Origin of the sequence: Sphingomonas sp. Leaf62, assembly GCF_001421915.1 — a bacterium.
In the GTDB taxonomy this organism is placed as follows: Bacteria; Pseudomonadota; Alphaproteobacteria; order Sphingomonadales; family Sphingomonadaceae; genus Sphingomonas.
On sequence record NZ_LMLN01000008.1, the window covers coordinates 55,120 to 82,029 of the forward strand.

Genomic DNA, 26,910 nt, shown 5'->3' on the forward strand with positions numbered 1-26,910 from the left:
GTGAACCCCCCTAAACCTTCAGCGCCACATGCCCCGCGTATCGTACACCTGCTTGTCGACCCGAACCTCCGTCGGCACCCGCTTGAACACGCCATGGTCGACCAGCACGACCAGAATGTCGTTCGCCAACCCGTCGTCGAGCGATACCAGCCGCCCGCCCGCCAGCGCCTTTGGCAGGCTGGTGACGAACGGTTCGACCAAATCGATCCGGTCGCCGAACCGCTCGATCAGCGCGGCGGCGACCTTTACCGCCGGGCTTTCGCGCAAATCGTCGATATCGGCCTTGAACGCCAGACCCAGCAGCGACGCGCGCGCATCCGGCGACGCGTCGAGCAGCGCGGCGGTGCGGGCGACGACATGGTCGACCTTGCCGTCATTCACCTCGCGCGCGGTGCGGATCAGCGGGGTCTGTTCGGGGGCGGCATCGACGATGAACCACGGGTCGACCGCGATGCAGTGCCCGCCGACACCGGGGCCGGGCTTCAGGATGTTGACGCGCGGGTGACGGTTGGCCAGCTCGATCACGTCCCAGACGTTAAGGTCCATCCGGTCGCACACGATCGACAATTCGTTGGCAAAGGCGATGGCGACGTCGCGGCTGGTATTTTCGACCAATTTGACCATCTCCGCCGTCCGCGCGGTGGTGACGGTGCATGCCCCCTCGACGAAGCGGCGGTAGAAGGCGCACGCCGCCTCGGCACAGGCCGGGGTGATCCCGCCGATCGATCGTTCGTTCGATACGAGTTCGAGGATGATCCGCCCCGGCAACACCCGTTCGGGGCAATAGGCGACGGCGATGTCGGGCGTGTCCGACACGCCCGGCATAGACAGATCGGGGCGCAGTTCGGCCAGCAGGTCGCGAATCTGTTCGGTCGTGCCGACGGGCGAGGTCGATTCGAGGATGACGGTATTGCCCGGCGTCAGCACCGGCGCGATCGCGCGGGTGGCGTTCAGGACATAGGACAAATCGGGGGCATGGCCGGGGCCGAACGGCGTCGGCACCGCGATGACGAACACGTCGGACGGGGCGGGGGTTGTCGCGGTGGTCAGCCGGCCGAGCAGCACGACGTCGCGCACCAGCGTGTCGAGATCGGCTTCCTCGATATGAATGTCGCCGCGCGCGACGGTGTCGACCACGCGCTGGCTGACGTCGATCCCGATCACCCGCGCGCCCGACCGGGCGACGACGGCGGCGGTCGGCAGGCCGATATAGCCGAGGCCGACAACGCACACGTCATAGCTGTCGGCGGCGGTGATCCGCTGTTCAAGCATAGAGTGTCTCCACGATGCGTGCGGACGCATGGCCGTCTCCGAAGGGATTATGCGCCCGTGCCATGGCGGCATGAGCGGCCGGGTCGTCGAGCAGCCGCGTCACCTCTGCGACGATGCGGTGCTCGTCCGATCCGATCAGCCGGGCGGTGCCGGCGGCGACCCCTTCGGGACGTTCGGTCGTCTCGCGCAGGACCAGCACCGGCTTGCCGAGGCCCGGTGCCTCCTCTTGCACGCCGCCCGAATCGGTCAGGACGAGGTAGCACAGGTCGAGCAGGCGGACGAAATGCGGATAGTCCTGCGGATCGAGCAGCGCCACGCGCGGGTGATCGCCGAGCATCGCCTCCATCACGCCGCGCACCTGCGGGTTGGGATGCACCGGAAAGACGATGCCGATATCGTCGCGCTCGGCGATGCGGGCGATGGCGCGGGCGATGCTGTCCATGCCGCCGCCGAAATTCTCGCGGCGATGGGTGGTGACCAGCAGGATGCGCTTGCCCGCGAACCGTTCGGCGATGGCGTCCAGTCCGGCGGTGTGCCGCGGGTCGGCGGCAATGCGGTCGCGTGCCATGTGCAGCGCGTCGATCACGGTATTGCCGGTGACCTGCACGCGCGACGGCGGCACGTTTTCGGCGAGCAAGGCGTCGGCGGCGGTCCGGGTCGGGGCGAAATGCAGGTCGGCGATGCTGCCGACGATCTTGCGGTTCACCTCTTCGGGCCAAGGGTGATAGATATCGTGGCTGCGCAGGCCCGCCTCGACATGCGCGACCGGCACCTTGCGATAATAAGCGGCGAGAGCCGCGACCATCGCGGTGGCGGTGTCGCCCTGCACGATTACCCGGTCGGGCCGCTCGGCATCGAACACCGGCCCCAGCGCATTCAGCAAGCGCGCGGTCAGGGCGTCGAGCGACTGGCCGGCGGTCATGATGTCCAGGTCGATGTCGGGCACGATGCCGGCAAAGGCCAGCACCTGATCGAGCATCTCGCGATGCTGTGCCGTCACGACGACGCGCGTGTCGAAGCCGGGATGCGCGCGCAGGGCATGGATCAGCGGGAACAGCTTGATCGCTTCGGGGCGCGTGCCGAACACGACCAATACCCGTTGCACCTGCTTGCGCATCGACGACCCCCACGACCGGAATTGGCCGCTGCTGCGGTGTGTCCTAGCGGCAGGAGTTTAACAATTGGCCAAAATCCTCCCCGTGCCGGGAAGGAGCGGTCAGCCGTGATACCGCTCCGCCACCTTGTCGCGCGATGCGTTCGGGGCGACCTTCGCCTCCGCCGCGACCAGCGCGTCCCAGTCCGCGACGTCGGGCAGTGACGGGATGCAAACCGGCTCGCCCAGTTCCAGCCCGCGCAGCGAGGCGACGACCAGATCGTCGGGTTCCATCACCCGTTCGGGCGGGAAGTCGTCGACGCTCTTGCCCGCGACATGGTGGAAATCGGTCGCGGTGACGCCGGGGATCAGCAGCTGGACGCGGATGTCACTGTCCGCGGTCTCGGTCTGCATGACCCGGGTATAATAGGCGACATAGGCCTTGGACGCGCCATAGCCGGCATAGGTCTGCATCTTCGTGAACAGCGTGCCTGATCCGACGTTGATGATCGTCCCCCGACCATCCCGCTTCATGCCGGCCATCGCCGCATCGGCCAGCCGGCTGAACGCCACGACGTTGAGCAACAGCATATCGGTCATGTCCTCGCGGTCGCCTTCGCCCACCTTGCCGATCGCGGCGAAGCCGGCATTGTTGACGAACAGCGCGACGGGCTCGCCCGCCTCCAGCCGTTCCTCGACCACGTCGAGATCGTCGGGGTCGGCGAGGTCGGCGACGATCACCTCGATATCGATACCGTGGTCGACCGACAATTGCTCGGCAAGGTCGCGCAGCCGGTCCTCACGCCTCGCGACGATGACCAGATCGTGGCCGGTCCGCGCCAGGTGATGCGCGAAGCTGAGACCGATACCGGACGATGCGCCGGTGATGAGGGCGACGGGGCGGGGCATGGCAAATCCTTGGGTGAGGGAAGTTCAGGCCGACAAACGCGCCAGCGTCGGGATAAGCTCGTCGAAATGATCGATTACTGCATCGGCCCCCAATTCCCCCACCGGCTGCATCATGAACCCGAACGCGCAGGCGATCGACGGAATGCCGGCATTGCGCGCGGCATCGATGTCGAAATGCGAATCGCCGACGAATGCCGCGCGTCCGCCGCCGCAGCGTTCGATCATCGCATCGATCGGCGCCCGGTCCGGCTTCGACTTGCCCGGCCCCAGCGTGTCGCCGCCGAGGACGCAGCCGAATCGGTGGGTCAGGTCGAGTTCGTCCAGCAACCGCCGCGCCAGCGCCTCCAGCTTGTTGGTGACGATCGCGACCTTGACCCCGCCCGCCTCGAGCGCGTCGAGCGCCGCCATCGCGCCCGGAAACGGTCGCGAATGCACCGCGATATGCGCTTCGTAATAGTCGAGGAGCAGCCGGTTCAGCCGGTTCAACTCGTCTTCGTCGCAGCCGCCTGTCGCCTCCATCCCCTGGCGCAGCATGTGTTTCGCGCCGCCGCCGATCATCGGGATCACCTGTTCGCGCGTCAGCAGCGGCCGTCCGGCATCGGCCAGCGCATGGTTCACGGCATCGGTCAGGTCGCCGCTGGTATCGACGAACGTTCCGTCGAGATCGAAGCCGACGATATCGAATGAAATTGTTGTCATCTGGTCCGCTTTGGCGCGCGTGATATGGAATTGGCAAGGGTCGTATGCCAAGGAGCGGCCCCATGAACGCGCAACCGATCGCCGCCGTCATCCTCGCCGCCGGGCAGGGGACGCGCATGAAATCGTCGAGGCACAAGGTGCTGCACCCGCTGGCCGGACAGCCGATGCTGTTCCACCTGCTCGACAGCCTGAACGCCGCCGGCATTTCGCGCCGGGTCGTGATCGTCGGCGCGGTCGGCGAACAGGTCGAGGCGGCGGTGGCCGGGCGCGGCGTCGAGATCGCGTGGCAGCGCGAACAACTCGGCACGGCGCACGCCGCATTGCAGGCGCGCGAGACGCTGTCCGATCATGACGGCATCGTCCTCGTCTGTTTCGGCGACACGCCGCTCCTGTCCGCCGATACCGTCGCGCGGCTGGCCGCCCGGCTGGCGGCAGAGGACCAGCCGGCCGTCGCCGTGCTCGGCTTCCGCCCGCCGCACGCCGCCGCGTACGGTCGGATCATCGCCGACGACGCGGGCAACATCGCCAAGATGGTCGAATATAAGGACGCTTCGGCGGACGAACGCGCGGTCGACCTGTGCAACAGCGGCGTGACCGCCGTGCACAGCCGCGACGTGTGGGCGTTGCTGGACCGGGTGGGCAATGCCAATGCTGCGGGAGAATATTACCTGCCCGACATCGTCATGCTGGCGATCGCCGATGGGCGCGGTGCGGTGGTGATCGAAACCGGTGCGGACGAAGTGGCCGGCATCAACAGCCGCGCCGAACTGGCGGCGGTCGAGGGCGCGTGGCAGGCGAAGCGGCGTAGCCAAGCGATGGCCGACGGCGTCACGCTGGTCGCGCCCGACACCGTGTTCTTCGCGCACGACACCAAACTCGGCCGCGACGTGACGATCGAGCCGAACGTGGTGTTCGGTCCCGGCGTGACCATCGCCGACGATGTCATCATCCACGCCTTCAGCCATCTCGAAGGTGCGAGCGTCGCATCGAAGGCCGATGTCGGCCCCTATGCCCGGCTGCGCCCCGGCGCGGCGCTGGGCGAGGGCAGCCGCGTCGGCAATTTCGTCGAGGTGAAGAACACGACGCTGGGCGTGGGGGCCAAGGCCAATCACCTGACCTATCTGGGCGACGCGATCGTCGGCGCGAACGTCAATATCGGCGCGGGTACGATCACCTGCAATTACGACGGCTTCTTCAAATACCGGACCCATATCGGCGAGGGTGCCTTCATCGGATCGAACAGCGCGCTGGTCGCGCCGGTATCGATCGGTGCCGGCGCGCTGGTCGCCGCCGGATCGACCGTGACCCGCGATGTCGAGGCCGACGCGCTGGTGCTGGTCCGTGCCGAGCGCGCCGACCACCCCGGCTGGGCCAAGCGCTTCCGCGCGCGGCAGGCGGCGGCAAAGGCCGCCAAGTCCAAGAAATAATCCCGCCGGAGAGAGCGATATGTGTGGAATTGTTGGCATCATCGGCACCGACAGCGTCGCCGACCGGCTGCTCGACGGGCTCAAGCGCCTCGAATATCGCGGCTATGATTCGGCGGGCATCGCCACGGTCGAGGGTGGCGCGATCGAGCGTCGCCGCGCGTCGGGCAAGCTGAAGAACCTCGCCACCGAACTGGCCGCGCACCCGTTGCCCGGCCATGTCGGCATCGCCCACACCCGCTGGGCGACACATGGCGGGCCGACCACCAACAACGCCCATCCCCATGCGACGGCCGAGATCGCGGTCGTCCACAACGGCATCATCGAAAACTTCAAGCCGCTGCGCGAGGAACTGACCGCGCGCGGCCGGGTCTTCACCAGCGAAACCGATACCGAAGTCGTCGCCCATCTGGTCAGCGAACAGGTCGAGGCCGGACTGTCGCCGGCGGACGCGGTCAAGGCGATCCTGCCGCGCCTGCACGGTGCCTTCGCGCTCGCCATCCTGTTTCGCCGGCATCCCGACCTGCTGATCGGCGCGCGCCTCGGTTCGCCGCTGGTCGTCGGCTATGGCGAGGGCGAGGTGTATCTCGGCTCCGACGCGCTGGCGCTTGCTCCGCTGACCCAGCGTATCGCGTATCTGGAGGAGGGCGACTGGGTCGTCTGCCGCCGCGACGGCACCGACATCTTCGATCGGGACAACAATCCCGTCGATCGCCCGGTCACGCTGTCGGGCGTCACCGGCGCGCTGATCGACAAGGGCAATCACCGCCACTTCATGCAGAAGGAGATTTACGAGCAGCCGATCGTCGTCGCCCAGACGCTGCGCTCGTACCTGCAGCGGTTCGAGGGGCGCGTGACGCTGCCGATTCCCGATTTCGACCTGTCGGGGATCAAACGCGTTACCATCGTCGCCTGCGGCACCAGCTTCTATGCCGGCATGGTCGCCAAATACTGGTTCGAACAATTCGCCCGCGTGCCGGTCGACCTCGATGTCGCCAGCGAGTTCCGCTACCGCGCACCGGTGATGGAGGAGGGCGGCCTTGCCCTGTTCATCAGCCAGTCGGGCGAGACCGCCGATACGCTGGCCGCGCTGCGCCATGCCAAGAGCGAGGGCCAGACCATCGCCGTCGTCGTCAACGTGCCGACCAGCACCATGGCGCGCGAGGCCGACCTGCTGCTGCCGACCCATGCCGGGCCGGAGATCGGCGTCGCATCGACCAAGGCGTTCACCTGCCAGCTGGCCGTCCTTGCCGCGCTCGCCGCGAACCTTGCCAAGGCCAAGGGGCGGCTGAGCGAGGCCGAAGAGCGGACCATCGTCCGTCACCTCGCCGAGGCACCGGCTTCGATCAACGGCGCGCTCGCCTATGATGAATCGATCGAGGCGATGGCGGGCGTCATCGCCGCCGCGCGCGACGTGCTGTATCTGGGGCGCGGCACCGATTATCCGCTGGCGCTGGAAGGCGCGCTGAAGCTGAAGGAAATCAGCTACATCCATGCCGAGGGCTATGCCGCCGGCGAGATGAAGCACGGGCCGATCGCGCTGATCGACGAACATGTGCCGGTGATCGTCATCGCCCCGTCGGGGCCGCTGTTCGACAAGACCGTCAGCAACATGCAGGAAGTGCAGGCGCGCGGCGGCAAGGTCGTGCTGATCTCCGACTATGACGGCATCCAGGCGGCGGGCGAGAATTGCATCGCCACCATCACCATGCCCAAGGTCCACCCGCTGATCGCGCCGATCGTCTATGCGGTGCCGGTGCAGCTGCTGGCGTACCATGTCGCGGTCGCCAAGGGGACGGATGTCGACCAGCCGCGTAATCTGGCCAAGAGCGTGACGGTGGAGTGACCGTAAGCGGTATGGCCCAATCCGTTCTTCCCGAGTAGCCGTCGAGCTTGTCGATACGGGTCTTCGACTGCGCTCAGCCCCTACTCAACACGAACGGTTCGGCCGGTAGCAAGCGCACCAAATCCTCCCCGTGCCGCGGAGGAGCTGACCGGTCACCCCTTGTGGCGGAAATACGCGGCGAAACCGCGCACCTGATGCTTCAGCTTCAACAGGTCGCGGTTCTTGATCAGGTCGTGCTGCGACTTGCCCAGCACATCGCGCAATGCGGCGCGGACGCTTTCGACCATCCAGCTGCGCACCCGCTTCTGCCCCAGATGCTTGGCGAACAGCGCGCCGTTGCCGAAGCCATAGCCGCGATACATTTTCCGCGCCGCGTCCAGCCCGCGCCGGCCATGATAATGATCCACGCGGAAGGTCGGATCGTACAGGATCGGAATGCACAGATCCTGCGCGCGCACCAGATAATCGGTGTCGTCCGACCCGACGAACGCCGCGCCCGCGCCGAAGCGTTCGTCGAACGTGCCGATCCGCTGGGCAACCGCGCGTTGCATCGTGAAGTTCGCCCCGATGATGAAGCCGCTCGGCATCGCCGTCGGTCCCAGTTCGGCGGGATTGGCGGCGCGCTTGGTCGTGAACGGAATGTCGCGCGGATCGCCGAGGCCGACCATGCCGCCGCGGATCACCTCGCGCGGGTCCTTGGCATAGGCCGCACGGACATGGTCGAAATAATCGGGTTCCAGCGTGCAGTCGTCGTCGGTCATGACGATGATCCGCCCGCGCGCCGCCGCCAGTCCGGCATTGCGCGCGCACGACAGCCCGCGCCGTTCCTCGACCACGATCCGCACGGGCACCGCCTGCCCGCCCGCCCAGCGTTCCATGACCTGCTGCGTATCGTCGGTCGACCCGTTGTTGACCAGAACGACCTCGACCGATTGCTGCGCGCGCCCGACCGCGATGCCGAGCGCGTCGAGTGCCAGCGGCAACTGCGCGGCACGGTTCAGCGTGCAGATGATGACACTGAATTCCGGGTCGGTCATGGCGTCCTCAGTTTCCGACTTGTTTCAGCAGGTCGACGGCCTGCGGTGCCGAGGTCGCCTGACGCGCGATGCGCAGGCCCTTGGTCCATGCATCGGCATAGCGGCCGATCTTGCCGTAGGAATTGTCGAGGTAGACATGCGGGATGTCGAGCAGCGTGCACATGATGTGACCGTGCAGCCGGTCGGTGATGACCTTGCGCCCGTCGCTCAATACGCGTGCACCGCGATCGAACCGCTGGTTGGCGAGATAGTTGTAGACCGAAACCTGCCGCTTGCTCTTGGTCAACGCCCCCGTCGCGATCGCGCGGGCGTTTGCGAAACGGCGTTGCCATGTCCGCGATTTCGGCGACTCCGCCCGCCAGTCGGCTTCGCGCGCATTCGGGATGCTCTGCAAAAGGCTGGCGTCGAGGTTCACCTTTTCCTTGTCGGTGCGCAGCAGCATGACGACGTCGTGGGTTGGCGTCGCCGGGCGCGGCAACAGGCCAATGCCGAACGCCGCGTCGGGAACCAGCGTTGGGGACAGGCCGAGCCGTTCCTGTGCAAAGGTGACGCTGTGTCGATCGCGGACCATCAGGTGAAAGTCGGGGTGCGCGCCGAAGGAGTCGACGCATTGCTGAATGGCCGTGTCGTCCTGAAACTGGATCGACTGCGGCGCCTGTACCAGCCGCCGATCGGTGAAGATGCGCGCCATCTTTTCGCGGAATTGCTGGTGGCGCGGCCAAACGTCGCCGAAATTGCCGCCGCCATGCAGGAAGATCGGCCCGGTCGGTGCCGCGCGACGCAGCGCATCGGCGTCGAACCGCGCGAGGCTCGCCACATAGCTGGGATCGCGACCGGTCAGCTCGCGCAGGACGGACAGTTCGCCGAGATAGATCGCGCTGTCGCCGACATTGCCGTGATCGGGGAAGTCGATGATCGCGTATGGATCGCCCCGGCCGACATGCTTGCCGAACTCCGTCAGCAGCAATGCGCGCTGTGCGGCAATGACGCTTTCCGTCGAGCGCGAGGTCTCGTTACCGTGTTCGCTCATACGTCCCCCGATGATGATAAGGCGCGCATGATCGGGTTCGGCCGAAGAGTCAATTGAACAACCAACCGTGTTTAATCCACAAACGGGAAGTTGCGGTGGTGCGATGGTAATGCCGCGCCGCGACCCGCGCGGTGATTTAGGGGCGGTGCAGGATTTTCATGTGCGACCGATCGCTGCTCTCCGCCCGCCACCCCAACTCCTTCCCGGCATTGGGAGGGGCGCGCAGCGGCGGCCGGCGACTTGCCGGGGGCCGGTCACGCCGTAATCCACTCCACCCCGGCGGTAACCGCCGCATAGTCCGCATCGCATGCCCGGTCGCTGACGATCCGGTCGACCTCGGCGAACGACGCGACCGCTACCACGCTCGCCCGGTCGAATTTCGACGCGTCGACCGCCATCGTCACCCGCCGCGACTGACCGATCATCTGCCGGCACAATTCGCCCTCGCCGATATGATAGTCGGTAAAGCCCGCTTGGGCGTCGACCGATTCGGTCGACACGATCGCCATGCCCGGCCGGAATTGCGCCAGATACCCCCGCGCCGTCGCGTCGAAGAATGCGCGGTAGCGATCGTCCAGCTCGCCGCCCGCCAGATACAGCCGGTTGCCGTTGCGCCCGCCCAGTTCGGCGGCGACGCCCAGCGCGTTGGTAACCACCGTCAGGTCGCGCTTGCCCTTCAGCGCCTGCGCGATGTGGAACGCGGTCGAGCTGGCGTCGAGGTAGAGCGACTCGCCGTCGGCCACCACCTGCGCCACCGCGGCGGCGATGCGTTGTTTGGGCACGGCATTGCGGTGCAGCCGCGCCTCGAACGGCCCTTCCTCGACCGACTTGGCCAGCCGCGCCCCGCCATGGATGCGATCGATCAGGCCATCGGCCTCCAGCAGTCGCAATTCGCGGCGTACGGTTTCGTCGGATACCGCCAGCACATCGGCCAGCCCATGGATGCCCATCGCCTCACCCTGCGCCAGCAGGTCGAGGATTTCCTGGCGGCGGTCGCGGCGCTTCATCATGGGGGTGCAGCATATCGCCCAAACCGCCGGCCGCAACCGCCGATCGACCGATATCAACACAATATCATCATGATTGTTCGATTTCGTCCCGATCCGATCGTCAGTCCGCCAATATCCTGACCGCATGTAACAAATTATACGTATTGGCAGGCTAGGCGCGCCGTCGAACGGGGAACAACCCCGCATCCGATCCAAAGGGGAATTCCATGTTTTCGTTTTCGACGCTGCCGGCTCGCCGGTGGCGTGTCTCTGCGCTTGCCCTGTCCAGCGCTGTCACCGCCCTTGCTATCGCCGCGCTGCTGCCTGCGACCGCGCAGGCACAGGACGTGCCCGCCGCCGAACCGGCCGATCAGCAGACCGCCAGCGAATCGCTGACCGACGACATCGTCGTCAACGGCCGTCGGCAGCGCACCGCGCTGATCGAGGAACAGTCGGCGATCGCGACGATCGACATCGTCACGACCGGCGACGTCGCCATCCATTCGCAGACCAGCATCGCCGACCTTGCCAAGATGCTGCCCGGCGTCTCGGTCAGCCGCGATCAGGGCCGCAACCAGAGCGCGACCGGCGAAGCGCAGTTCGCGACGATCCGCGGCTTCGACACCAGCTACAACGCCTACACCCTCGACAGCCTGCGCCTGCCGCAGACCTCGGGCAGCAATCGCGCGATCTCGCTCAACCTCTTCTCGCCCTTCGCGATCGGTGGCATCGTCGTCGACAAGACGCCGGGCGCTTCGCGTGACGCCGACGCCATCGCCGGCATCATCGACCTGCGCACTCCGACCGCGTTCGACTTCGCGCAAGGCTTCACCCGCGCCCGTGTGCTGGGGCAGGTCGCCGGCCTCGCGCTCGACCGCGAACAGGAAGCGTTCGGCGGCGCGATCGGGCTGGACACCGCGCGGCGTTTCGGCAGCGACCATCAGTTCGGCGTCTATCTGGCCGGCTATTACGAGGAACGCGGCAACGCGGCGGAATCGACCGCGGTGCAGAATGACTACAAGACCACCAGCTTCGACGTCGGCACCCCGCGTGCCAACCCGAACGCGCTGTCGGCCGATGGCGTCCAGTGGAATTTCTACAACAACAAGATCAAGCGCTATGGCGCGACTGGATCGTTCGACGTCCGTGGCGAAGCGATCGACCTGTTCGCGCGGGTCAATTACGCGACCTATCTGAACACCAACACGATGAACCAGACGGGCCTGCGCAACGAAACGACCAGCGGCCAGTCGAGCGGCAACCCGCTGCGCACGCTGACGGGCGGCGGCACGACCCGCGCCTACAACGCGGCCGGCGTCTACACCCCGCAGGGCATCAATCCGGCAAGCTATTTCCGGACCGAGGATATCGAACAGGAACTGTTCTCCGCCCAGATCGGCGCGAAGGCGCACTGGAACGGCTTCACCGCCGCGCTCGAAGGTGCCTATGCCGATGGCCGCTTCGACCAGCCGACCCGGATCGAGGCGGCGTTCCGCGGCATCGCCTATAACGGTACCGCCACCAACACCGGTGCCGCGACCGAAGGCGTCGTCGTCGACCTGTCCGACCCGAAATCGCCGCGTCCGGTGCTGTCGGCGGGGGCGACGCGCTATGTGTCGTCGCTCGACCGTCCGACCCAGCTCTATGTCCAGCGCGGCTATGACTATCTGACCGAAACCAAGAAGACGCTGAAGGGCAGCATCGGCTGGACCGGCGAGGCTTTCCTGTCGTCGGTCGAGGTCGGCGGCCTGTACGAGGATGCCGACCGCACCGGCCGCAGCCTCGCGCCCGACAACACCCGCTACCGCTTCCTGACCCCGTTGCAGAGCGGCACGGTGCAGGGGCCGTCGATCAACCAGTATCTGGGCTATGTCCTCAAGGACTTCCTCGATTACTATCCCGCCCGCCCGATCAAGGTGCTGTCGCGTGCGCAGCTCGACGCGCAGGTCCGCGACTATGTCGACCCGATGGTGATCGCGGCGAACACGCTCAACCAGGGCCTGCTCGACGGCAACGAACAGCGCAAGGCGATCTACGCCACCGCGACGCTGAAGCTCGGGACGCTCGAAGTGATGCCGGGCATCCGCTACGAGGATAACCGCTTTCGCGCGCGCTATTTCCTGAACGACAATGCGGTGGACGGGGCGCGCTTCGTGAACGCCGGTCGCGATTACGACCATCTCGACCCCAGCGTGCTCGCGGCGTGGAAGCCCAGCGACCGGATCACGGTGCGCGCCGCCGCCCGGTCGAGCTATGCCCGGCCGTCGTTCGACCTGATCGCCGGTCCCACGCGCATCACCCGCGATCCGGGCCGGGGCAACGCGATCACCGCGATCAGCCAGCCCAACCCCGACCTGAAGCCGGTACAGGCGTGGAGCTATGACGCGGGCGTCGATTTCTACGCTGGGGTCGGCCGCTATTTCCAGCTGGCGGCCTATTACAAGGATCTGTCGAACTTCGTCGTGACCACCGCGACGCGGACGGCGGGCGAGACCATCGACGGCATCGTCTATACCCGCCCGATCAACGGCGGCGGCGGCAAGGCGAAGGGGGTCGAGGCATCGGGCCGCTTCACCCTCGGCGACATGGTCGACAGCAGCTTCCTCGGCAATTTCGGCGTGGGCGGGAACATCACCTATCAGCAGACCGAGGCGAGCTATGTCATCCCGCTGAACGGCGTGCGCACCACCCGCACCAGCGCGCTGCCGCAGGCACCGGACCTGATCTACAATGCCGAGGTCTTCTATGCCGGTGGCGGGTTCCGCACGAACCTGTGGTACAACCATACCGGTCGCATCCTCGCGGCGGTGCAGGACAGCCAGCCCGACATCTACGTCCAGCCGGTCGGCGAGCTGAACTTTGGCGCGGCCTATGAGGTGACCGACAATCTCGAAATCGGCATATCGGCGCGCAACCTGCTCGACCAACACACCTATTGGGCGACCGTGGGCAAGGACGAGACGTACATCTCGAACGACCGCAACGGTGGGTATCTGAAGACTGGCCGCGTGTTCCAGTTCAGCCTGACGATGAAGATGTGAGCGGGCGGGCGGGGTGGACATCGACGCCGGTCACCCCGCTTCCCCCTTCGTCATCCCGGCGCAGGCCGGGATCCAAGGTTCCGCGAACGCCGACACCGGGGAATATGCGGCACGATGGATCCCGGCCTGCGCCGGGATGACGACGTTTACGTGACAGAAGGATTGACCATGCGCCCCATCCTGTTCCTTGCCGCCGCGCTCGCCTTCGCGCCTCCCGCCGCCGCCCGCGACACGCTCGACCGCGTCGTCGTGCTGATGCGCCATGGCGTCCGCGCTCCGATTACCGGCGAAGCGCCGGCCGACACCAAAGTGACCGGCACATGGCCCGCATGGCCGGTCGCGCCGGAATTCCTCACCCCCCACGGCGCGGCGGCGATCGCGCAACTCGCCCGCTACGACCGGCGCTGGCTGTCCGCCAAAGCCTGCCCGACCCCCGGCAGCGTCCGCATCCGGACCAACACCGCCGAACGCACCATCGCCACCGGCCGCGCCTATGCCGACGCGCTCGCCCCCGGTTGCACGCTGCCGGTCGATCACAATCCGGCCGGACGGATCGACCCGCTGTTCGAACCGCTCCGCGCCGGCGCGACCGCGTTCGATGCGGACAAGGCGGTGGCGGCGATCACCACCTTTACCGGGGGCGTCGACGCGCTGACCGCCCGTCATGCCGATGCGATCCGCGCCCTCGATCGCGTGCTGGGTTGCGGCCTGCCCGCCGGCTGCTCGACCCCGGGACCGGCGACGCTGCAGCCGAGCCGTGACGGACGTGGTGTCGACTTTACCGGGCCGATCCGCGCGACATCGGGCACCGCGCAGGTGATCCTGCTGCAATATGCCGAGGGGATGCCGATGCCGCAGGTCGGCTTCGGCCGCGCCGATGCCGCGACGATCCGCCGGATCGGTGCGCTCCACGCCGCGCTGTTCGACGTGTTCACCCGCTCGCCCTACATGGCCGCGCACCAGGCGGGACCGCTCGGCGCGCACATGCTCGCCACCCTGACCGCCGCCAGGGCACCGCGCATCGAAATGCTGGTCGGCCACGACACCAACGTCACCGCGCTCGGCGCGGCGCTCGGCGTCGATCTCGACGCGCCGGGTTTCGCGCGGAACGACGTCGCCCCCGGCGGCGCGCTGGTGCTGAAGCGGTGGCGTGGGCGCAAGGGACCCTATGTCACCGCTTCCTACCGCGCGCAGCCGCTGGAGGCGATCCGGTCGGGCGCGGCGACGGTGGTCGAAACTCCGCTCGCCCTTCCCGGCTGCGCGATGCGCTGCCCGCTCGACCGGTTCGACAGACTGCTGCGCGCAAGGCTCGCCCCGGTCGTGGCGGGGTGATAGCATCGGTGGCATGCCTTGCTATGCGCTCGCCGATGCCGTCCCCGATCTCGCCCCCGACAGCTGGGTCGCGCCGTCCGCCGAGGTGATCGGCGCGGTACGGCTGGGGGCGGGGGCCAGCATCTGGTTCGGCGCGGTGGTGCGTGCCGACAATGGTGCGATCGTCATCGATGACCGCAGCAACGTACAGGACGGCGCGGTCCTGCACAGCGACCCGCACGCGCCGCTGACGCTGGGGCAGGACTGCACGATCGGCCACCGCGCGGTACTGCACGGCTGCACCATCGGCGACCGCGTCCTGATCGGCATGGGTGCGACCGTATTGAACCATGCGGTGATCGCCGACGACTGCGTGGTCGGGGCCGGTGCGCTGGTGACCGAGGGGAAGACCTTTCCACCGAACAGCCTGATCGTCGGTGCCCCCGCGCGGGCGGTCCGGACGCTGACCGACGAACAGCTCGCCGGGCTGAAAGCGTCGGCGGCGGTCTATGTCGAGAAGGCGCAACGTTATCGTCACGATCTGCGTCCGATCGCATGAAGTCCGGCACGGTCCATATCGTCCCCGACGATCTCGCCACCGCGCTGACCGCCGACGCAGCGATCGAGCCGCTATGGGATGCGCTGACCCCGCTCGGCCGCAACGAGTTTCTGTGCTGGATCGAGGATGCGAAGCAACCGGCTACCCGCCAGCGCCGCATCGCCCGCACCATCGCCGAACTGGTCGAGGGCAAAAAGCGCCCCTGTTGCTGGCCCGGCTGCATCCACCGCACCGACAAGGCTCCCGGCCGCTGGCAACAGGCGGTGCTGATCGACGGGAAGACGTGAAGCAGCCCTCACGTTAGTCCCGGGCTTGATCGAACCGCAGGCGAACGCCGTGCGCTCGACCCCAAGGCCGCCGTACCCCCGCGCAGGCGGGGGGCCAGAGCCAAGCAAAACAACCGCTTGCGACCGGGGGCCCTGGACCCCCGCCTGCGCGGGGGTACGGTGGATTTTCGGTGAGTATGCTCGCTCAGGTCTCGGCTCGATCCGGGGCAACGAACGGCGCAGTGGTCGCGCGCTCCCTACAGCGTAACCCCCGACTTCCAAATCCCGATCGCGCGTTCCTCGTTCACCTCGTTGCGCGCCGGCTCGCCCGAAGCGACCGCGACGATCCGCGCCAGCAGCGCATCCGCCGCCGCATCCTGCCCCTCGTCCAGCACGGTACTGGCATCGAAATCGATCCAGCCCGCCTTGCGTGTCGCCAAATCGCGGTTGGTCGCGATCTTCATGGTCGGCACCGGCGATCCCAAGGGCGTTCCCCGCCCTGTCGAAAACAGCGTGATCGTCGCCCCCGCCGCCGCCAGCGCGGTCGTCGACACCGCGTCGTTGCCCGGCCCATCGACCACCGACAGCCCCGCCCGCCGCACCGGTTCGCCATAATCGAGCACGTCGCAAACCGTAGCAAGGCCACCCTTCTGCACCGCGCCCAGCGACTTTTCCTCCAGCGTGGTGATCCCGCCCGCGATATTACCAGGGCTTGGGTTCTCCGACACCGGCTCGCCATGGTCGAGGAAATAGCGTTTGAAGCGGTTGGTCACCTCGACCAGCCGGTCGAACACCGCTTCATCGGCACAGCGTGCCATCAGCATCCGCTCCGCGCCGAAAATCTCGGGGATTTCGGTCATCAGCACCGTGCCGCCCGCCGCCGCGACCCGGTCGGTCATCCGCCCGATCAGCGGATTGGCGGTCAGCCCCGACATCGAATCCGACCCGCCGCACTTCACCCCCAGCCGCAGCGCCGACAGCGGCACCGCCTGCCGCTTCGCTTCCGCCGCCGCTTCGGCCAGTTCGTCGACCGCCGCCATCGCTTCGGCGAATTCATCGGCGCTCGCCTGCGCCCGCACCGTCCGCACCCGCGCCAGCACGTCCGCCGGCAACCGCGCCAGCATCGCATCCAACTGGTTCGATTCGCAGCCAAGGCCCAACAGCACCACGCCGCCGGCATTGGGATTGCACGCCAGTGCCGCGAGGATCGCTCCGGTCCGGTTCAAATCGTCACCCAGCTGCGAACAGCCGAACGGATGGTTGAACGCATGGACTCCGTCGATCCGTCCGGCATGGCGCGGCCCCGCCTGCGCAGCGATCCGCTCGCCCAGCCGCCCGACACAGCCGACCGTCGGCAGCACCCAGATTTCGTTGCGCGTCGCCACGCTGCCATCGGCGCGGACATAGCCGGCAAAGCCCGGCTCGACGCGCGGCTCGGGGGCGGGTGGAAGGGCAGGGGCGTAGCGATACGCATCCTCGCCGACCAGCGCGGTCGCGACATTATGGACATGAACATGCTCGCCCGCCGCGATGGGCGAGCGGGCGAACCCGATCGGGCTGCGATAGCGCCGCACCGGTGCACCGGCCGCAACGGCGCGCACTGCGATCTTGTGCCCGATCGGTATGTCGACCCGAGCGACGACACGCTCGTCATCGACCGCCACCACGTCCCCCGCCGCGACGGGATCGAGCAGCAAGGCGACATCGTCGTCGCGATCGACGCGCACGGCACGGGCGAGGGAAACATCGAGCATTACCCAGAAATAGGCCATTGCCACCGCTGGCACAATCCACGAAGAGACCGGGCACAAGGAGAACCGCGCATGGCTGCCCTGCTGCTGAACCCCGATCGCCTGTTCCCGGCCGATCCGACGACGCGTGGCATCGCGCGCGAGCTGTACGCCGCCGTCCGCGACCTGCCGATCGTCAGCCCGCACGGTCATACCGACCCGTCGTGGTTCGCGACCGACCGGCCATGGACCAACGCGACCGAGCTGCTGCTGTCGCCCGATCATTATATTTTCCGCATGCTCTACAGCCAGGGCATCGCGCTCGACGACCTCGCCGTGCCGCGCCGCGACGGCACCATCGTCGCCGACCCGCGCAAGGCGTGGGGATTGTTCGCCGCCAACCAGCATCTGTTCCGCGGCACCCCGTCGCGGCTGTGGCTCGACCATGTGTTCGGCGCGGTGTTCGGGTTCGAGGAGGCGCTGACCGCCGCCAACGCCGATGAGTATTACGACCGGATCGGCGAATTGCTGGCGACCGACGCCTATCGCCCGCGCGCACTGTTCGACCGCTTCGGCATCGAACTGATCGCCACCACCGAAGGGGCCGACGACCCGCTCGACCATCACCGCGCGATCCGCGCCAGCGGCTGGAGCGGGCGCGTCGTCACCGCCTATCGCCCCGATGCGGTGATCGACTGCGAACACGAAGCCTTCCGCCCCGCGCTCGCCAAATTCGCCGACCTGACGGGGGAGGACGTCCATGACTGGACCGGTTACCTGAACGCCCACCGCAAGCGTCGGCAGGACTTCATCGCCGCCGGCGCCACGTCGAGCGACCATGGCCACCCGACCGCCCGTACGGCCAACCTCTCGCCCGCCGAAGCCGAAGCGCTGTTCGCCAAGGTCATCGCCGGCACCGCCGACGCCGCCGATGCCGAGTTGTTCCGCGCGCAGATGCTGACCGAAATGGCGCGCATGTCGATCGACGACGGGCTGGTGATGCAGATCCACCCCGGATCGTTCCGCAACCATAATCGCGGCCTGTTCGACACGTTCGGCCGCGACAAGGGTGCCGACATCCCGACCCGCACCGATTATGTCGCGGCGCTGAAGCCGATGCTCGACGTGGTCGGCACCTCGACCGAACTGACTATCATCCTCTTCACGCTCGACGAATCGACCTATGCCCGCGAACTCGCGCCGCTGGCGGGCCATTATCCGTGCCTCAAGCTCGGCCCCGCATGGTGGTTCCATGATTCGCCGGAGGGGATGCGCCGCTTCCGCGAGATGACGACCGAGACCGCCGGCTTCTACAACACCGTCGGTTTCAACGACGATACCCGCGCCTTCCTGTCGATCCCGGCGCGCCACGACGTCGCCCGCCGAGTCGACTGCGGCTTCCTGGCCCGGCTGGTCGCCGAACACCGGCTGGACGAGGGCGACGCGCACAGGATCGCGCACGACCTGACCTATGGCCTGGTGAAGAAGGCGTACAAGCTGTGAAGCTGTCCAACGCGACCCTGAACGACCTGCCCGCCACGGTCGCCCGCCCGACGTACGACCGCACCACGCTCACCGCCGGCATCGTCCATATCGGCCCCGGCGCGTTCCACCGCGCGCATCAGGCGGCCTATGTCGACAGCATCCTCGGCGCAGACCCGCGCTGGGCGATCAGCGCGGTTGCGCTCAATTCGACCGGGGTCGCCGATGCGCTCGGGCCACAGGACGGCCTCTATACGCTGGCGCTGCTCGACCGCGAGACCAGCCATCGTGTTATCGGATCGATCACCGAATTGCTGACCGCGCACCGCCGCGACGCGGTGCTGTCGCGTATCGCCGCGCCGACCACCCGGCTGGTGACGACCACGGTCACCGAAAAGGGCTATCACCTCGACGGCACTGGCGCGCTCGACGTCGACCATCCGGCGATCGTCCGCGAACTGACCGGGGCCGAACCGTCGACGCTGTCGGGCTGGCTGGTCGCCGGCCTCGCCGCGCGCCGGGCGGCCGGGGGCGGGACGATCACGCTGATGTCGTGCGACAATCTGGTGGACAACGGCCACCGCTTCCGCCGCTCGGTCCGCGATCTCGCCGCCGCGCGCGATCCCGATCTGGCGATGTGGATCGACGATCACGTCCGCTTCCCCTCGACGATGGTCGATTCGATTACGCCCGCGACCGACGACACGCTGCGCGCATCGATCCGCACCGCCACGGGCCTCGACGATGCGTGGCCGATCCAGCGCGAAGGCTTCGCGCAATGGGTGATTGAGGATGATTTCGCCGGCGACCGCCCGCCGTTCGACGCCGCCGGGGTACAGTTCACCCGCGACGTGCGCGGCTTCGAAAACGCCAAGCTGCGGCTTTTGAACGGCGCACATTCGACGCTCGCCTATGTCGGGCTGCTGATGGGCCTCACGACCGTCCGCGACGCGATGGCGACCCCGCCGCTCGCGGCCTTCGCCGAACGGCTGATGCGGCAGGATATCGCGCCGTCGATCCAGCCGCCCGCCGAAATGGACCTGTCGGCCTATATCGACGCGGTGCTGGCGCGCTTCGCCAACCCGGCGATCGCCCACCAACTGGCGCAGATCGCATGGGACGGCTCGCAAAAGCTGCCCTATCGCCTGTGCGACACGATCCGCGACGCGCGCGCGGCGGGGCGGTCGGTCGATCGGCTGGCGGTGCCGATCGCGGCGTGGTTCCGCTTCCTCGAACTGCGTAAAGATAGCGGCGAGAAGCTCATCGATCCCCGCGCCGAAGCATTGCTGGCGCGGGCAGGGGAGCCGGCGGCGTTGCTGGCGATGCGCGATGTGTTCGGCGATCTCGGCGAGGATGTGGTGTTCGTCGCGGCGGTTGAGCGAGCCTATGCAGCGCTGGCGCCGGGTGCCGATCTGGCGGCGGCGTTGGTCTGACCGGGTAAATTGGTTCACGCGAAGGCGCGAAGCTCGCGAAGAGAAGAAGGTAGATCGTCGCGCAGAGGCGCAAAGGGATTTCGCTCCGGACGATCGGCTCGCGATCGGGAGACTATAGCGCGCTTTGCGGCGTAGGCTGAAGCCGCTGACGCGGGGGGACGCTGCGTCCAGCGGAACCCGCCGCGTCTCCACGTCTCTGCGCGGGAATCTACCTTCTTCTTCGCGTCATCGCGCCTTCGCGTGAACCCAATCCCTTAAACCAAACCAACCCCCTCATGCGCCAGCAACCACCGCTTGCGCTCCAGCCCCCCGCCGTACCCGGTAAGCGCCCCCGACCGCCCGATGATCCGGTGGCACGGCACGACGATCGCGATCGGGTTCGATCCATTGGCCAGCCCGACCGCCCGCACCGCGCTCGGCCGCCCGATCGCGCTGGCGATATCGACATAGGCGACCGTCCGCCCCGCCGCGACATCGCGCAACGCCTGCCACACCGAACGCTGAAAGTCGGTCCCGCCCGTCGCAGTCGGCAGCCGGTCGATCGCCGCCACATCGCCCGCGAAATAGGCGGTCATCGCCCGCATCGCGTCGCTGGTCCGCCCGGCCGGCACGACCCGCCACCCGCCCGGCCCATAGTGCAGCCGCAACAGCCGCTCCATCCGCGCGCCGCAATCCTCGAACTCCAGCACCCGCAACACCCCGTCGCCATCGGTCAGGATGGTGATCGTGCCGACCGGGCTGGGCAGCAGTTCCTCGTACAGCGTCATCATGCCGGCAACCTGCCCCCGCGTCCCACCGACTGCCAGCGGAAACCGGACACGACGCGACGTCCATGTCCGTTTTCCGCTAGTCGCGCTTCGCGGCGGCGATAAGGTCGCCCTCATGCTCGACCCCGACCATTGCTATGCCGCGATCGAACGCCGCGATCCGACGCAGGACGGGCTGTTCTTCACCGCCGTCCGCACGACGCGCATCTATTGCCGCCCGGTCTGCCCGGCGCGCACCCCGATCCGCGACAACGTCACCTTCTACGCCAGCGCGGCGGCCGCGCAGGCGGCGGGTTACCGTCCGTGTCTGCGCTGCCGGCCCGAAACCGCGCCCGACAGTCCGGCATGGGCCGGCACGCTCGCCTCGATCCACCGTGCGCTCCGCCTGATCGACGACGGCGCGTTGGCGGAGGACAGCGTTGCCGCGCTGGCCGATCGGCTGGGAATGACCGACCGCCATCTGCGCCGGCTGTTCGTCGATCATTTGGGGCTGACCCCCCTCGCGATCGAGGCGACGCGCCGCCTGCACCTCGCCAAACATCTGGTCCACGACACCTGCCTGCCGCTGACCGACATCGCCTTCGCCGCCGGCTATGGCAGCGTCCGCCGGTTCAACGAAGCGTTCCAGTCCGCTTTCGGCTGCGCCCCCTCGGCGCTGCGGCGCGAGGGCACGCCCCCCGATCCGGCCGCGCCGATCACGGTCACCATCGCCCACCGCCCCGATTTCGTGCCCGTCGGTCCGGTCCAGGTCGCGCTACCCGAAGGCCATGCCGAAGTGACGCCGGGCAAAAACCGCACCCTGCGCATCATGCTGACCGACGTCCCGCTTCCCGCCTTGGGCCGCGCCATCGCCGCCGCCAGACGCGCGGTGTTCGCGGGGAACTGAAAACACTGTCCTACAGGTGCGCGGACGGGCAGGATCGCTGCCGTTCTTTCTTATTCCTGTTCATCACGCGAAGGCGCGAAGGGCGCGAAGGTAAAAATCAGGGGTTCACGCGGAGGCGCGGAGACGCGGAGGAGTTGCGCTCGGTGCGACCTCCCCCGCGCCAGCGGGCCTCATGCCAAGCTGTCAGCGAGCGCACCGTCTCCCGATCGCGAACGGTTCGCAAAAAAGAGCAACCCCTCCGCGTCTCCGCGCCGCCGCGTGAAAACGACCTTCTTCTTCGTGCCTTAGCGCCTTCGCGCGAACCAAAACCGACCAGCTCAAAAACGCGCGCGAGTGTGACCTTCGTGACCTTTGGCCCGATCAGGCCAACCCATGCCGAGCCAGCATCGCCGCCGGATCGGGATCGCGCCCGCGAAACGCCCGGAACAGCTCGATCGCCGGCCGCACCGCGCCTTGGGCGAGCACCGTCTCGCGCAACCGGTCGCCCGTCGCCCGGTCGACCGTCCCCGCCTCGACGAACGCGGCAAAGCCGTCCGCCGCCAGCAGCTCCGCCCAGAGATAGCTGTAATACCCCGCCGCATAGCCCCCGGCGAAGATATGCGAGAAGGCATGGGGGAATCGATGCCATGCCGGCGGCCGCACCACCGACACTTCGTCGCGCACCGCCTCGATCACCGCGATCGGGTCGTCGCCCTGCGTGCCCAGATGCAGCAGCAGGTCGAACATCGCGAACTCGATCTGCCGCAACAGGAACATGCCCGACCCGAAGCGCCGCGCCGCCAGCATCCGCTCGAACAGGTCGCCCGGCAGCGGCTCGCCGGTTTCGACATGGCCCGACATCGCCGACAGCACCGACGGCTCCCACGCGAAATCCTCCAGCAACTGGCTCGGCAGCTCGACCGCATCCCATTCGAACCCGGTCGTCCCGGCGATGTCCGGTCGCGGCACGCGGGTGAACAAATGGTGCAGGCAATGGCCTGTCTCATGCAGCAGCGTGACGACGTCGTCATGGCTCAGCAGCGGCGTCGCCCCCCCGGTCGGCGCGAAGTTGCAGACCATATAGGCGACCGGGATGCCGTCCGCTGGATCGGCGCGATAGGGCCGGGCAGGGGCCATCCACGCGCCGCCCTTCTTCCCCGCCCGCGCATGCAGGTCGAGGTAGAGGCCGGCAAACACCCCGTTGCCGTCGGCGACATCGTAATAGCACGCATCGGGATGATAGGTCGCGACGTCCACCCGCTTGGTCAGCGTCAGCCCGAACAACTGCCCCAGCAGGTCGCGCCACCCGGCCAGCACCCGGTCGACCGGGAAATATTGCTTTACCACCGACTGGTCGATCGCATGGGCATGCCGCTTCAGCCGGTCGCTGACGAAGCCGATGTCCCAGGGTTGCAGGTCGGCAATGGCCAGATGGTCGGCGGCAAAGCCGCACAGTTCGGCCATCTCCGCCTCGGCATGCGGCCGCGCCCGTTTGGCGAGATCGCGCAGGAACGCCAGCACTTCCGCCACGTCCGGCGCCATCTTGGTGCTCAGCGACCGCGCGACCGGATCGGTGAAGCCCAGCAGCGTCGCCGCCTCGTGCCGCAGCGACAGGATGCGGCGGATGCGGTCGCCATTGTCGAACTTGCCCGCGTCCGGCCCCTGATCCGACGCCCGCGTGCCAAAGGCGCGATAGACCTCGGCCCGCAGCTCGCGATCCTCGGCAAAGGTCAGGACCGCGACGACGCTCGGCTGTTGCAGCGTCACGACCCAGCCGTCCAGCCCGCGCGCCGCTGCCGCCGCCGCCATCATCGCCCGGTCCGCTTCCGACAGCCCGGTGAGTCGCGCGGGGTCGGTAACGTGCAGCGTCCACGCATCGGTCGCGTCGAGCACCGCGCTCGCGAACTCGGTCTGGAGCGCCGACAACTCGGTCACGACGTCCTTGAACCGCGCGCGATCGACATCGTCCAGCGCGACGCCCGCCAGCGTGCGGTCGCGGATCGACCGTTCGACCGCGACCCGGTCGGCATCGTCCAGCTCGGCGAATTCGGGCGCGACCGCCAGCGTCCGCAGCGTGTCGAACATCGCCCGGTCCTGCTGCGCCGCGATCCCGCGCGCGGTCAGCACCGCCTGTCCCGCCGCATGTGCCTCGCGCAATTCGGGCGTGTCGGCAACCGCATGCAGGTGCCAGACGGTCGACCAGAAATCGTCGATCGCAACGTCCGCCGACTCGACCGGCAACCACGTATCGGCAAAGCCGGGGCGCGCCGCCTTGGCCTGTTCGGCAACGGCATCGCGCTCGGCGAGCAGCGTGTCGAGCGTGGGTGCGATCGCGGTCGGGGTGATCGCGGCGAAATCGGGAAGCTGGGACAAGCGTAAATCCTTCAACATTCGACGACATTGACCGCCAGGCCGCCCTGGCTGGTCTCCTTGTACTGGCTCTTCATATCCTCGCCGGTCTGGCGCATCGTCTCGATCACCTGATCGAGGCTGACAACGTGGCGACCATCGCCGTGCAGCGCCAGATAGGCGGCGTTGATCGCCTTGATCGCGCCCATCGTATTGCGCTCGATACACGGGATCTGCACCAGTCCGCCGATCGGATCGCAGGTCAGGCCCAGATTATGCTCCATGCCGATCTCGGCGGCATTCTCGACCTGTGCCGGCGTCGCGCCAAGGGCCGCGGCAAGCCCGGCGGCCGCCATCGAACAAGCGACCCCGACCTCGCCCTGACACCCCATCTCGGCCGCGGAGATCGACGCGTTCTGCTTGTAGAGAAACCCGATTGCCGCCGCCGTCATCAACAGCGTGTGCGCCCCGGCACGGGTCGATCCATGGACGAACGTCTCGTAATATTTCAGCACCGCCGGGATCACTCCCGCCGCGCCGTTGGTCGGTGCGGTGACCACGCGGCCACCCGCCGCATTCTCTTCGTTCACCGCCAGCGCCCACAGGCTGACCCATTCGAACACGACGCTGGGATCGCTGCGGGGGCCGCGCTCCAGCAGTTTCTCGCGAATCGCCCGCGCCCGCCGCTGCACCCGCAGGCCGCCCGGCAGTTCGCCACTGCCGGTACAGCCGCGATCGATCGAGGCGAGCATCGCCGAGCGCACTGCATCGAGGAAGCTGAGTGTCTCCGCCTCCGGCCGCCATGCGCTTTCGTTGGCAGCGACGATCTCGGCGATCGACTGGTGGGTGTCGGCGCAGAGCGTCAGCAGTTCCGCGCCGCTGGCAAAGGGGTGGGGAAGCGTCAGGTTCAGCCGTGGCGGCGTCTCGCCCTCGGCCCGGATCGCGCCGCCGCCGATCGAATGATAGCGCCGCACGATCCGGCTCCCGTCCGCAAGGACTGCCGTGAACGCCATCGCATTGGGATGGCCGGGCAGGAAGCCGGGATGGAAGACGATGTCGCGCGCCGGATCGAACGTGATCGGCCGTTTCCCCGCCAGGTCGATCGACCAGTCGGCATGGATCGCAGCGACCATCGCCGTAACAGCATCCGGATCGATACCCTCGGGCGTCGCGCCCGACAGCCCCAGCAGGATCGCGACGTCGGTGGCATGGCCTCGACCGGTCAGCGACAGCGACCCATAGAGGTCGCACAGGACTCGTTCGGGCGCGATGCCGTCTTCCTCCAGCATCGTCGCAAAGGCATGGGCGGCGCGCATCGGCCCGACGGTGTGCGAACTCGATGGCCCGATACCGATCGTGAACAGGTCGGTGATGCTGAGCGGGGTCATGCCGGATGGCCGAGCAACGCCGCGAATCGGTCCGCCGCCGGCCGCCAGTCGATCTCGCGCGCCGCCAGCCAGTCGTCGTCATAATAGGTATCGCCGTAGCGCAGCCCCGAATCGCACAGGATCGTCACGACCGATCCCCGCTGCCCCGCCGCCGCCATATCCGCGATCAGCGTGGCGCAGGCGACGATGTTGGTCCCGGTCGATCCGCCGACCGGCCGCCCCAACCGTGCGCTGATTGCCCGCATCGCGCCGATACTGTCGGCATCGTCGACGGCGATCATCCGGTCGATGACGGCGGGCACGAAGCTCGGCTCGACCCGCGGCCGTCCGATACCTTCGATGCACGAACATTCGCCTTCGACCGTATGGATCGTCGGGTCGGCATAATGGCGGTGAAAGACCGATGCCGCCGGGTCGGCGACGCACAGCCGTGTCGCATGCCGACCATAGCGGATGAAGCGGCCCAGCGTCGCCGACGTGCCACCGGTTCCGGCACCGCACACGATCCAGCTCGGCTCGGGCGAATCCTCCTTCGCCATCTGCGCAAAGATCGATTCGGCAATGTTGTTGTTGCCCCGCCAGTCGGTCGCGCGCTCGGCATAGGTGAACTGGTCGAGATAATGGCCACCGCTGGCGTCGGCCAATGCCTGTGCCGCCGCATATACGTCGCGCGGATCATCGACGAAATGCACTTCGCCGCCCTGGAACCGGATCGCATCGATCTTCGCGCTGGCGATGGTCCGCGGGACGACGGCGATGAAGCGCAACCCGATCAACCGCGCGAAATAGGCTTCCGACACTGCGGTCGACCCGCTGGTCGCCTCGACCAGTACCGTGTCCGGGCCGATCCATCCGTTGCATAGCCCGTACAGGATCAACGAACGGGCGAGCCGATGCTTCAGGCTGCCGGACGGATGGACCGATTCGTCCTTCAGGTAGAGCGTAATTCCCGGTGTCGCCGGCAGTTCGACGCGGATCAGATGCGTATCCGCCGACCGGCAGAAATCGGCTTCCAACCGGCGGATCGCATCCAGCGTCCAGATACGATCATGCGAGGGCGGCGTGCGAGCGGCGGTCAACGGGATGATCCTCTCAAAAGATACTATCATCCGCCTTATGACGCGGTCGGCGAAGAGGGGGAAGGGCGGGCCAATATCGCCGCAATCGCCCGGAAACGGCACGCAGGATCGCAAAATCACATGGAACCGTAAAAAATGCGAAAACGTTGTTGACGCCTTCTGAAGCTGCCCATATAAGCAGCTTCACCGGACGACGAGACGCTCTTCGCTTCTCCCGCCGGTCGCCTCGTTGATCTTCGGATCGTGCCGCTGATGCGGATAGCGAGTTGCTCTTTTTATCCGGGACCTGGTACTGACCTGCTGGTTGGTGCCATGTGTTCCGGTCTCTCTATCGCCGGTTC

General features: G+C 67.5%; 21 protein-coding genes. 9 read left to right on the forward strand and 12 right to left on the reverse strand.

Annotation, left to right across the window (positions count from 1 at the left end; genetic code table 11):
- Positions 1 to 18: 18 nt before the first annotated feature.
- The 4 genes from wecC to ASE91_RS05665 form a co-directional block, all read right to left on the reverse strand.
- On the reverse strand, positions 19 to 1,272 hold the full coding sequence (gene wecC / locus ASE91_RS05650; RefSeq protein WP_056623724.1) for a UDP-N-acetyl-D-mannosamine dehydrogenase: 1,254 nt from the start codon (positions 1,270 to 1,272) through the stop codon (positions 19 to 21).
- Positions 1,265 to 2,389 carry a non-hydrolyzing UDP-N-acetylglucosamine 2-epimerase gene (wecB, locus tag ASE91_RS05655; RefSeq protein ID WP_056623727.1) on the reverse strand — a complete coding sequence of 375 codons (1,125 nt, stop codon included), beginning with the start codon at positions 2,387 to 2,389 and terminating at the stop codon, positions 1,265 to 1,267. The genes wecC and wecB overlap by 8 nt, the downstream gene beginning before the upstream one ends.
- A 99-nt stretch (positions 2,390 to 2,488) precedes the next feature.
- Positions 2,489 to 3,274: an SDR family NAD(P)-dependent oxidoreductase gene (locus ASE91_RS05660; RefSeq protein WP_056002962.1), complete on the reverse strand. Its 786-nt coding sequence runs from the start codon at positions 3,272 to 3,274 to the stop codon at positions 2,489 to 2,491.
- 24 nt (positions 3,275 to 3,298) lie between these two features.
- Positions 3,299 to 3,973 carry an HAD-IA family hydrolase gene (locus ASE91_RS05665; RefSeq protein WP_056623731.1) on the reverse strand — a complete coding sequence of 225 codons (675 nt, stop codon included), beginning with the start codon at positions 3,971 to 3,973 and terminating at the stop codon, positions 3,299 to 3,301.
- Positions 3,974 to 4,035: 62 nt separating this feature from the next.
- Between ASE91_RS05665 and glmU the strand changes: the two genes are divergently transcribed.
- Complete coding sequence (gene glmU, locus ASE91_RS05670) at positions 4,036 to 5,400, forward strand: bifunctional UDP-N-acetylglucosamine diphosphorylase/glucosamine-1-phosphate N-acetyltransferase GlmU (RefSeq protein WP_056623734.1); 1,365 nt, start codon at positions 4,036 to 4,038, stop codon at positions 5,398 to 5,400.
- Positions 5,401 to 5,419: 19 nt separating this feature from the next.
- On the forward strand, positions 5,420 to 7,243 hold the full coding sequence (glmS, locus tag ASE91_RS05675) for a glutamine--fructose-6-phosphate transaminase (isomerizing) (RefSeq protein ID WP_056623737.1): 1,824 nt from the start codon (positions 5,420 to 5,422) through the stop codon (positions 7,241 to 7,243).
- A 152-nt stretch (positions 7,244 to 7,395) separates the two neighbouring features.
- On the opposite strand, the gene ASE91_RS05680 is transcribed toward glmS, so the two are convergent.
- The 3 genes from ASE91_RS05680 to ASE91_RS05690 all read right to left on the reverse strand — a co-directional run bounded on the left by ASE91_RS05680 (position 7,396) and on the right by ASE91_RS05690 (position 10,320).
- Positions 7,396 to 8,280, reverse strand: coding sequence for a glycosyltransferase family 2 protein (locus ASE91_RS05680; RefSeq protein ID WP_056623740.1), 885 nt, complete (start codon positions 8,278 to 8,280; stop codon positions 7,396 to 7,398).
- A gap of 7 nt (positions 8,281 to 8,287) precedes the next feature.
- Positions 8,288 to 9,310: a polysaccharide pyruvyl transferase family protein gene (locus tag ASE91_RS05685; RefSeq protein ID WP_056002977.1), complete on the reverse strand. Its 1,023-nt coding sequence runs from the start codon at positions 9,308 to 9,310 to the stop codon at positions 8,288 to 8,290.
- A gap of 254 nt (positions 9,311 to 9,564) precedes the next feature.
- Positions 9,565 to 10,320 (reverse strand): DeoR/GlpR family DNA-binding transcription regulator, encoded by a 756-nt coding sequence (locus ASE91_RS05690; protein WP_056623743.1) that lies wholly within the window; start codon positions 10,318 to 10,320, stop codon positions 9,565 to 9,567.
- 206 nt (positions 10,321 to 10,526) lie between these two features.
- On the opposite strand from ASE91_RS05690, the gene ASE91_RS05695 reads away from it, so the two are divergent.
- The 4 genes from ASE91_RS05695 (at position 10,527) to ASE91_RS05710 (ending at position 15,497) form a co-directional block, all read left to right on the forward strand.
- On the forward strand, positions 10,527 to 13,340 hold the full coding sequence (locus ASE91_RS05695) for a TonB-dependent receptor (RefSeq protein WP_056623746.1): 2,814 nt from the start codon (positions 10,527 to 10,529) through the stop codon (positions 13,338 to 13,340).
- A gap of 168 nt (positions 13,341 to 13,508) precedes the next feature.
- Positions 13,509 to 14,672, forward strand: coding sequence for a histidine-type phosphatase (locus ASE91_RS05700; RefSeq protein ID WP_156357694.1), 1,164 nt, complete (start codon positions 13,509 to 13,511; stop codon positions 14,670 to 14,672).
- A 13-nt stretch (positions 14,673 to 14,685) separates the two neighbouring features.
- Entirely contained in the window at positions 14,686 to 15,210 is a 525-nt protein-coding gene (locus ASE91_RS05705; protein WP_056623750.1) for a gamma carbonic anhydrase family protein, read from the forward strand.
- The gene (locus ASE91_RS05710; protein WP_056623752.1) at positions 15,207 to 15,497 is read left to right on the forward strand and encodes a YdeI/OmpD-associated family protein; all 291 of its coding nucleotides are present in this window, start codon (positions 15,207 to 15,209) and stop codon (positions 15,495 to 15,497) included. Before ASE91_RS05705 ends, ASE91_RS05710 begins: the two co-directional genes overlap by 4 nt.
- 236 nt (positions 15,498 to 15,733) lie before the next feature.
- Here the strand turns inward: ASE91_RS05710 and ASE91_RS05715 are convergent, their stop codons facing one another.
- Entirely contained in the window at positions 15,734 to 17,230 is a 1,497-nt protein-coding gene (locus ASE91_RS05715) for a UxaA family hydrolase (RefSeq protein ID WP_056623781.1), read from the reverse strand.
- A gap of 69 nt (positions 17,231 to 17,299) precedes the next feature.
- Here ASE91_RS05715 and uxaC point away from each other — a divergent pair, with 69 nt between their 5' ends.
- Positions 17,300 to 18,709, forward strand: coding sequence for a glucuronate isomerase (uxaC, locus tag ASE91_RS05720; RefSeq protein ID WP_056623755.1), 1,410 nt, complete (start codon positions 17,300 to 17,302; stop codon positions 18,707 to 18,709).
- A complete protein-coding gene (locus ASE91_RS05725) occupies positions 18,706 to 20,121 on the forward strand; it encodes a mannitol dehydrogenase family protein (RefSeq protein ID WP_056623758.1) in 1,416 nt (471 codons plus the stop codon). Before uxaC ends, ASE91_RS05725 begins: the two co-directional genes overlap by 4 nt.
- A gap of 254 nt (positions 20,122 to 20,375) precedes the next feature.
- Here the strand turns inward: ASE91_RS05725 and ogt are convergent, their stop codons facing one another.
- Positions 20,376 to 20,891: a methylated-DNA--[protein]-cysteine S-methyltransferase gene (gene ogt / locus ASE91_RS05730; RefSeq protein WP_235530345.1), complete on the reverse strand. Its 516-nt coding sequence runs from the start codon at positions 20,889 to 20,891 to the stop codon at positions 20,376 to 20,378.
- Between the two features lie 112 nt (positions 20,892 to 21,003).
- On the opposite strand from ogt, the gene ASE91_RS05735 reads away from it, so the two are divergent.
- Positions 21,004 to 21,774 (forward strand): bifunctional transcriptional activator/DNA repair enzyme AdaA, encoded by a 771-nt coding sequence (locus ASE91_RS05735; protein WP_082453840.1) that lies wholly within the window; start codon positions 21,004 to 21,006, stop codon positions 21,772 to 21,774.
- Between the two features lie 360 nt (positions 21,775 to 22,134).
- On the opposite strand, the gene ASE91_RS05740 is transcribed toward ASE91_RS05735, so the two are convergent.
- Genes ASE91_RS05740 through ASE91_RS05750 form a run of 3 tightly spaced genes read right to left on the reverse strand, consistent with a single transcriptional unit; the run spans position 22,135 to position 26,569 of the window.
- The gene (locus tag ASE91_RS05740) at positions 22,135 to 24,126 is read right to left on the reverse strand and encodes a M3 family metallopeptidase (protein ID WP_235530346.1); all 1,992 of its coding nucleotides are present in this window, start codon (positions 24,124 to 24,126) and stop codon (positions 22,135 to 22,137) included.
- 11 nt (positions 24,127 to 24,137) lie between these two features.
- Positions 24,138 to 25,490, reverse strand: coding sequence for an L-serine ammonia-lyase (locus ASE91_RS05745; RefSeq protein ID WP_056623764.1), 1,353 nt, complete (start codon positions 25,488 to 25,490; stop codon positions 24,138 to 24,140).
- A complete protein-coding gene (locus tag ASE91_RS05750; RefSeq protein WP_235530347.1) occupies positions 25,487 to 26,569 on the reverse strand; it encodes a PLP-dependent cysteine synthase family protein in 1,083 nt (360 codons plus the stop codon). The genes ASE91_RS05745 and ASE91_RS05750 overlap by 4 nt, the downstream gene beginning before the upstream one ends.
- Between the last annotated feature and the right edge of the window lie 341 nt (positions 26,570 to 26,910).

Bases quoted from the DNA above. Each gene is read 5' to 3' on its own strand.
- ASE91_RS05745 (WP_056623764.1), bottom strand. From the start codon at position 25,490: ATGACCCCGCTCAGCATCACCGACCTGTTCACGATCGGTATCGGGCCA.
- glmU (WP_056623734.1), top strand. From the start codon at position 4,036: ATGAACGCGCAACCGATCGCCGCCGTCATCCTCGCCGCCGGGCAGGGG.
- ASE91_RS05660 (WP_056002962.1), bottom strand. From the start codon at position 3,274: ATGCCCCGCCCCGTCGCCCTCATCACCGGCGCATCGTCCGGTATCGGT.
- wecB (WP_056623727.1), bottom strand. From the start codon at position 2,389: ATGCGCAAGCAGGTGCAACGGGTATTGGTCGTGTTCGGCACGCGCCCC.
- uxaC (WP_056623755.1), top strand. From the start codon at position 17,300: ATGGCTGCCCTGCTGCTGAACCCCGATCGCCTGTTCCCGGCCGATCCG.
- ASE91_RS05685 (WP_056002977.1), bottom strand. From the start codon at position 9,310: ATGAGCGAACACGGTAACGAGACCTCGCGCTCGACGGAAAGCGTCATT.
- ASE91_RS05700 (WP_156357694.1), top strand. From the start codon at position 13,509: ATGCGCCCCATCCTGTTCCTTGCCGCCGCGCTCGCCTTCGCGCCTCCC.
- wecC (WP_056623724.1), bottom strand. From the start codon at position 1,272: ATGCTTGAACAGCGGATCACCGCCGCCGACAGCTATGACGTGTGCGTT.
- glmS (WP_056623737.1), top strand. From the start codon at position 5,420: ATGTGTGGAATTGTTGGCATCATCGGCACCGACAGCGTCGCCGACCGG.
- ASE91_RS05690 (WP_056623743.1), bottom strand. From the start codon at position 10,320: ATGATGAAGCGCCGCGACCGCCGCCAGGAAATCCTCGACCTGCTGGCG.
- ASE91_RS05710 (WP_056623752.1), top strand. From the start codon at position 15,207: ATGAAGTCCGGCACGGTCCATATCGTCCCCGACGATCTCGCCACCGCG.
- ASE91_RS05735 (WP_082453840.1), top strand. From the start codon at position 21,004: ATGCTCGACCCCGACCATTGCTATGCCGCGATCGAACGCCGCGATCCG.
- ASE91_RS05680 (WP_056623740.1), bottom strand. From the start codon at position 8,280: ATGACCGACCCGGAATTCAGTGTCATCATCTGCACGCTGAACCGTGCC.
- ASE91_RS05705 (WP_056623750.1), top strand. From the start codon at position 14,686: ATGCCTTGCTATGCGCTCGCCGATGCCGTCCCCGATCTCGCCCCCGAC.
- ASE91_RS05695 (WP_056623746.1), top strand. From the start codon at position 10,527: ATGTTTTCGTTTTCGACGCTGCCGGCTCGCCGGTGGCGTGTCTCTGCG.
- ASE91_RS05715 (WP_056623781.1), bottom strand. From the start codon at position 17,230: ATGCTCGATGTTTCCCTCGCCCGTGCCGTGCGCGTCGATCGCGACGAC.
- ogt (WP_235530345.1), bottom strand. From the start codon at position 20,891: ATGATGACGCTGTACGAGGAACTGCTGCCCAGCCCGGTCGGCACGATC.
- ASE91_RS05665 (WP_056623731.1), bottom strand. From the start codon at position 3,973: ATGACAACAATTTCATTCGATATCGTCGGCTTCGATCTCGACGGAACG.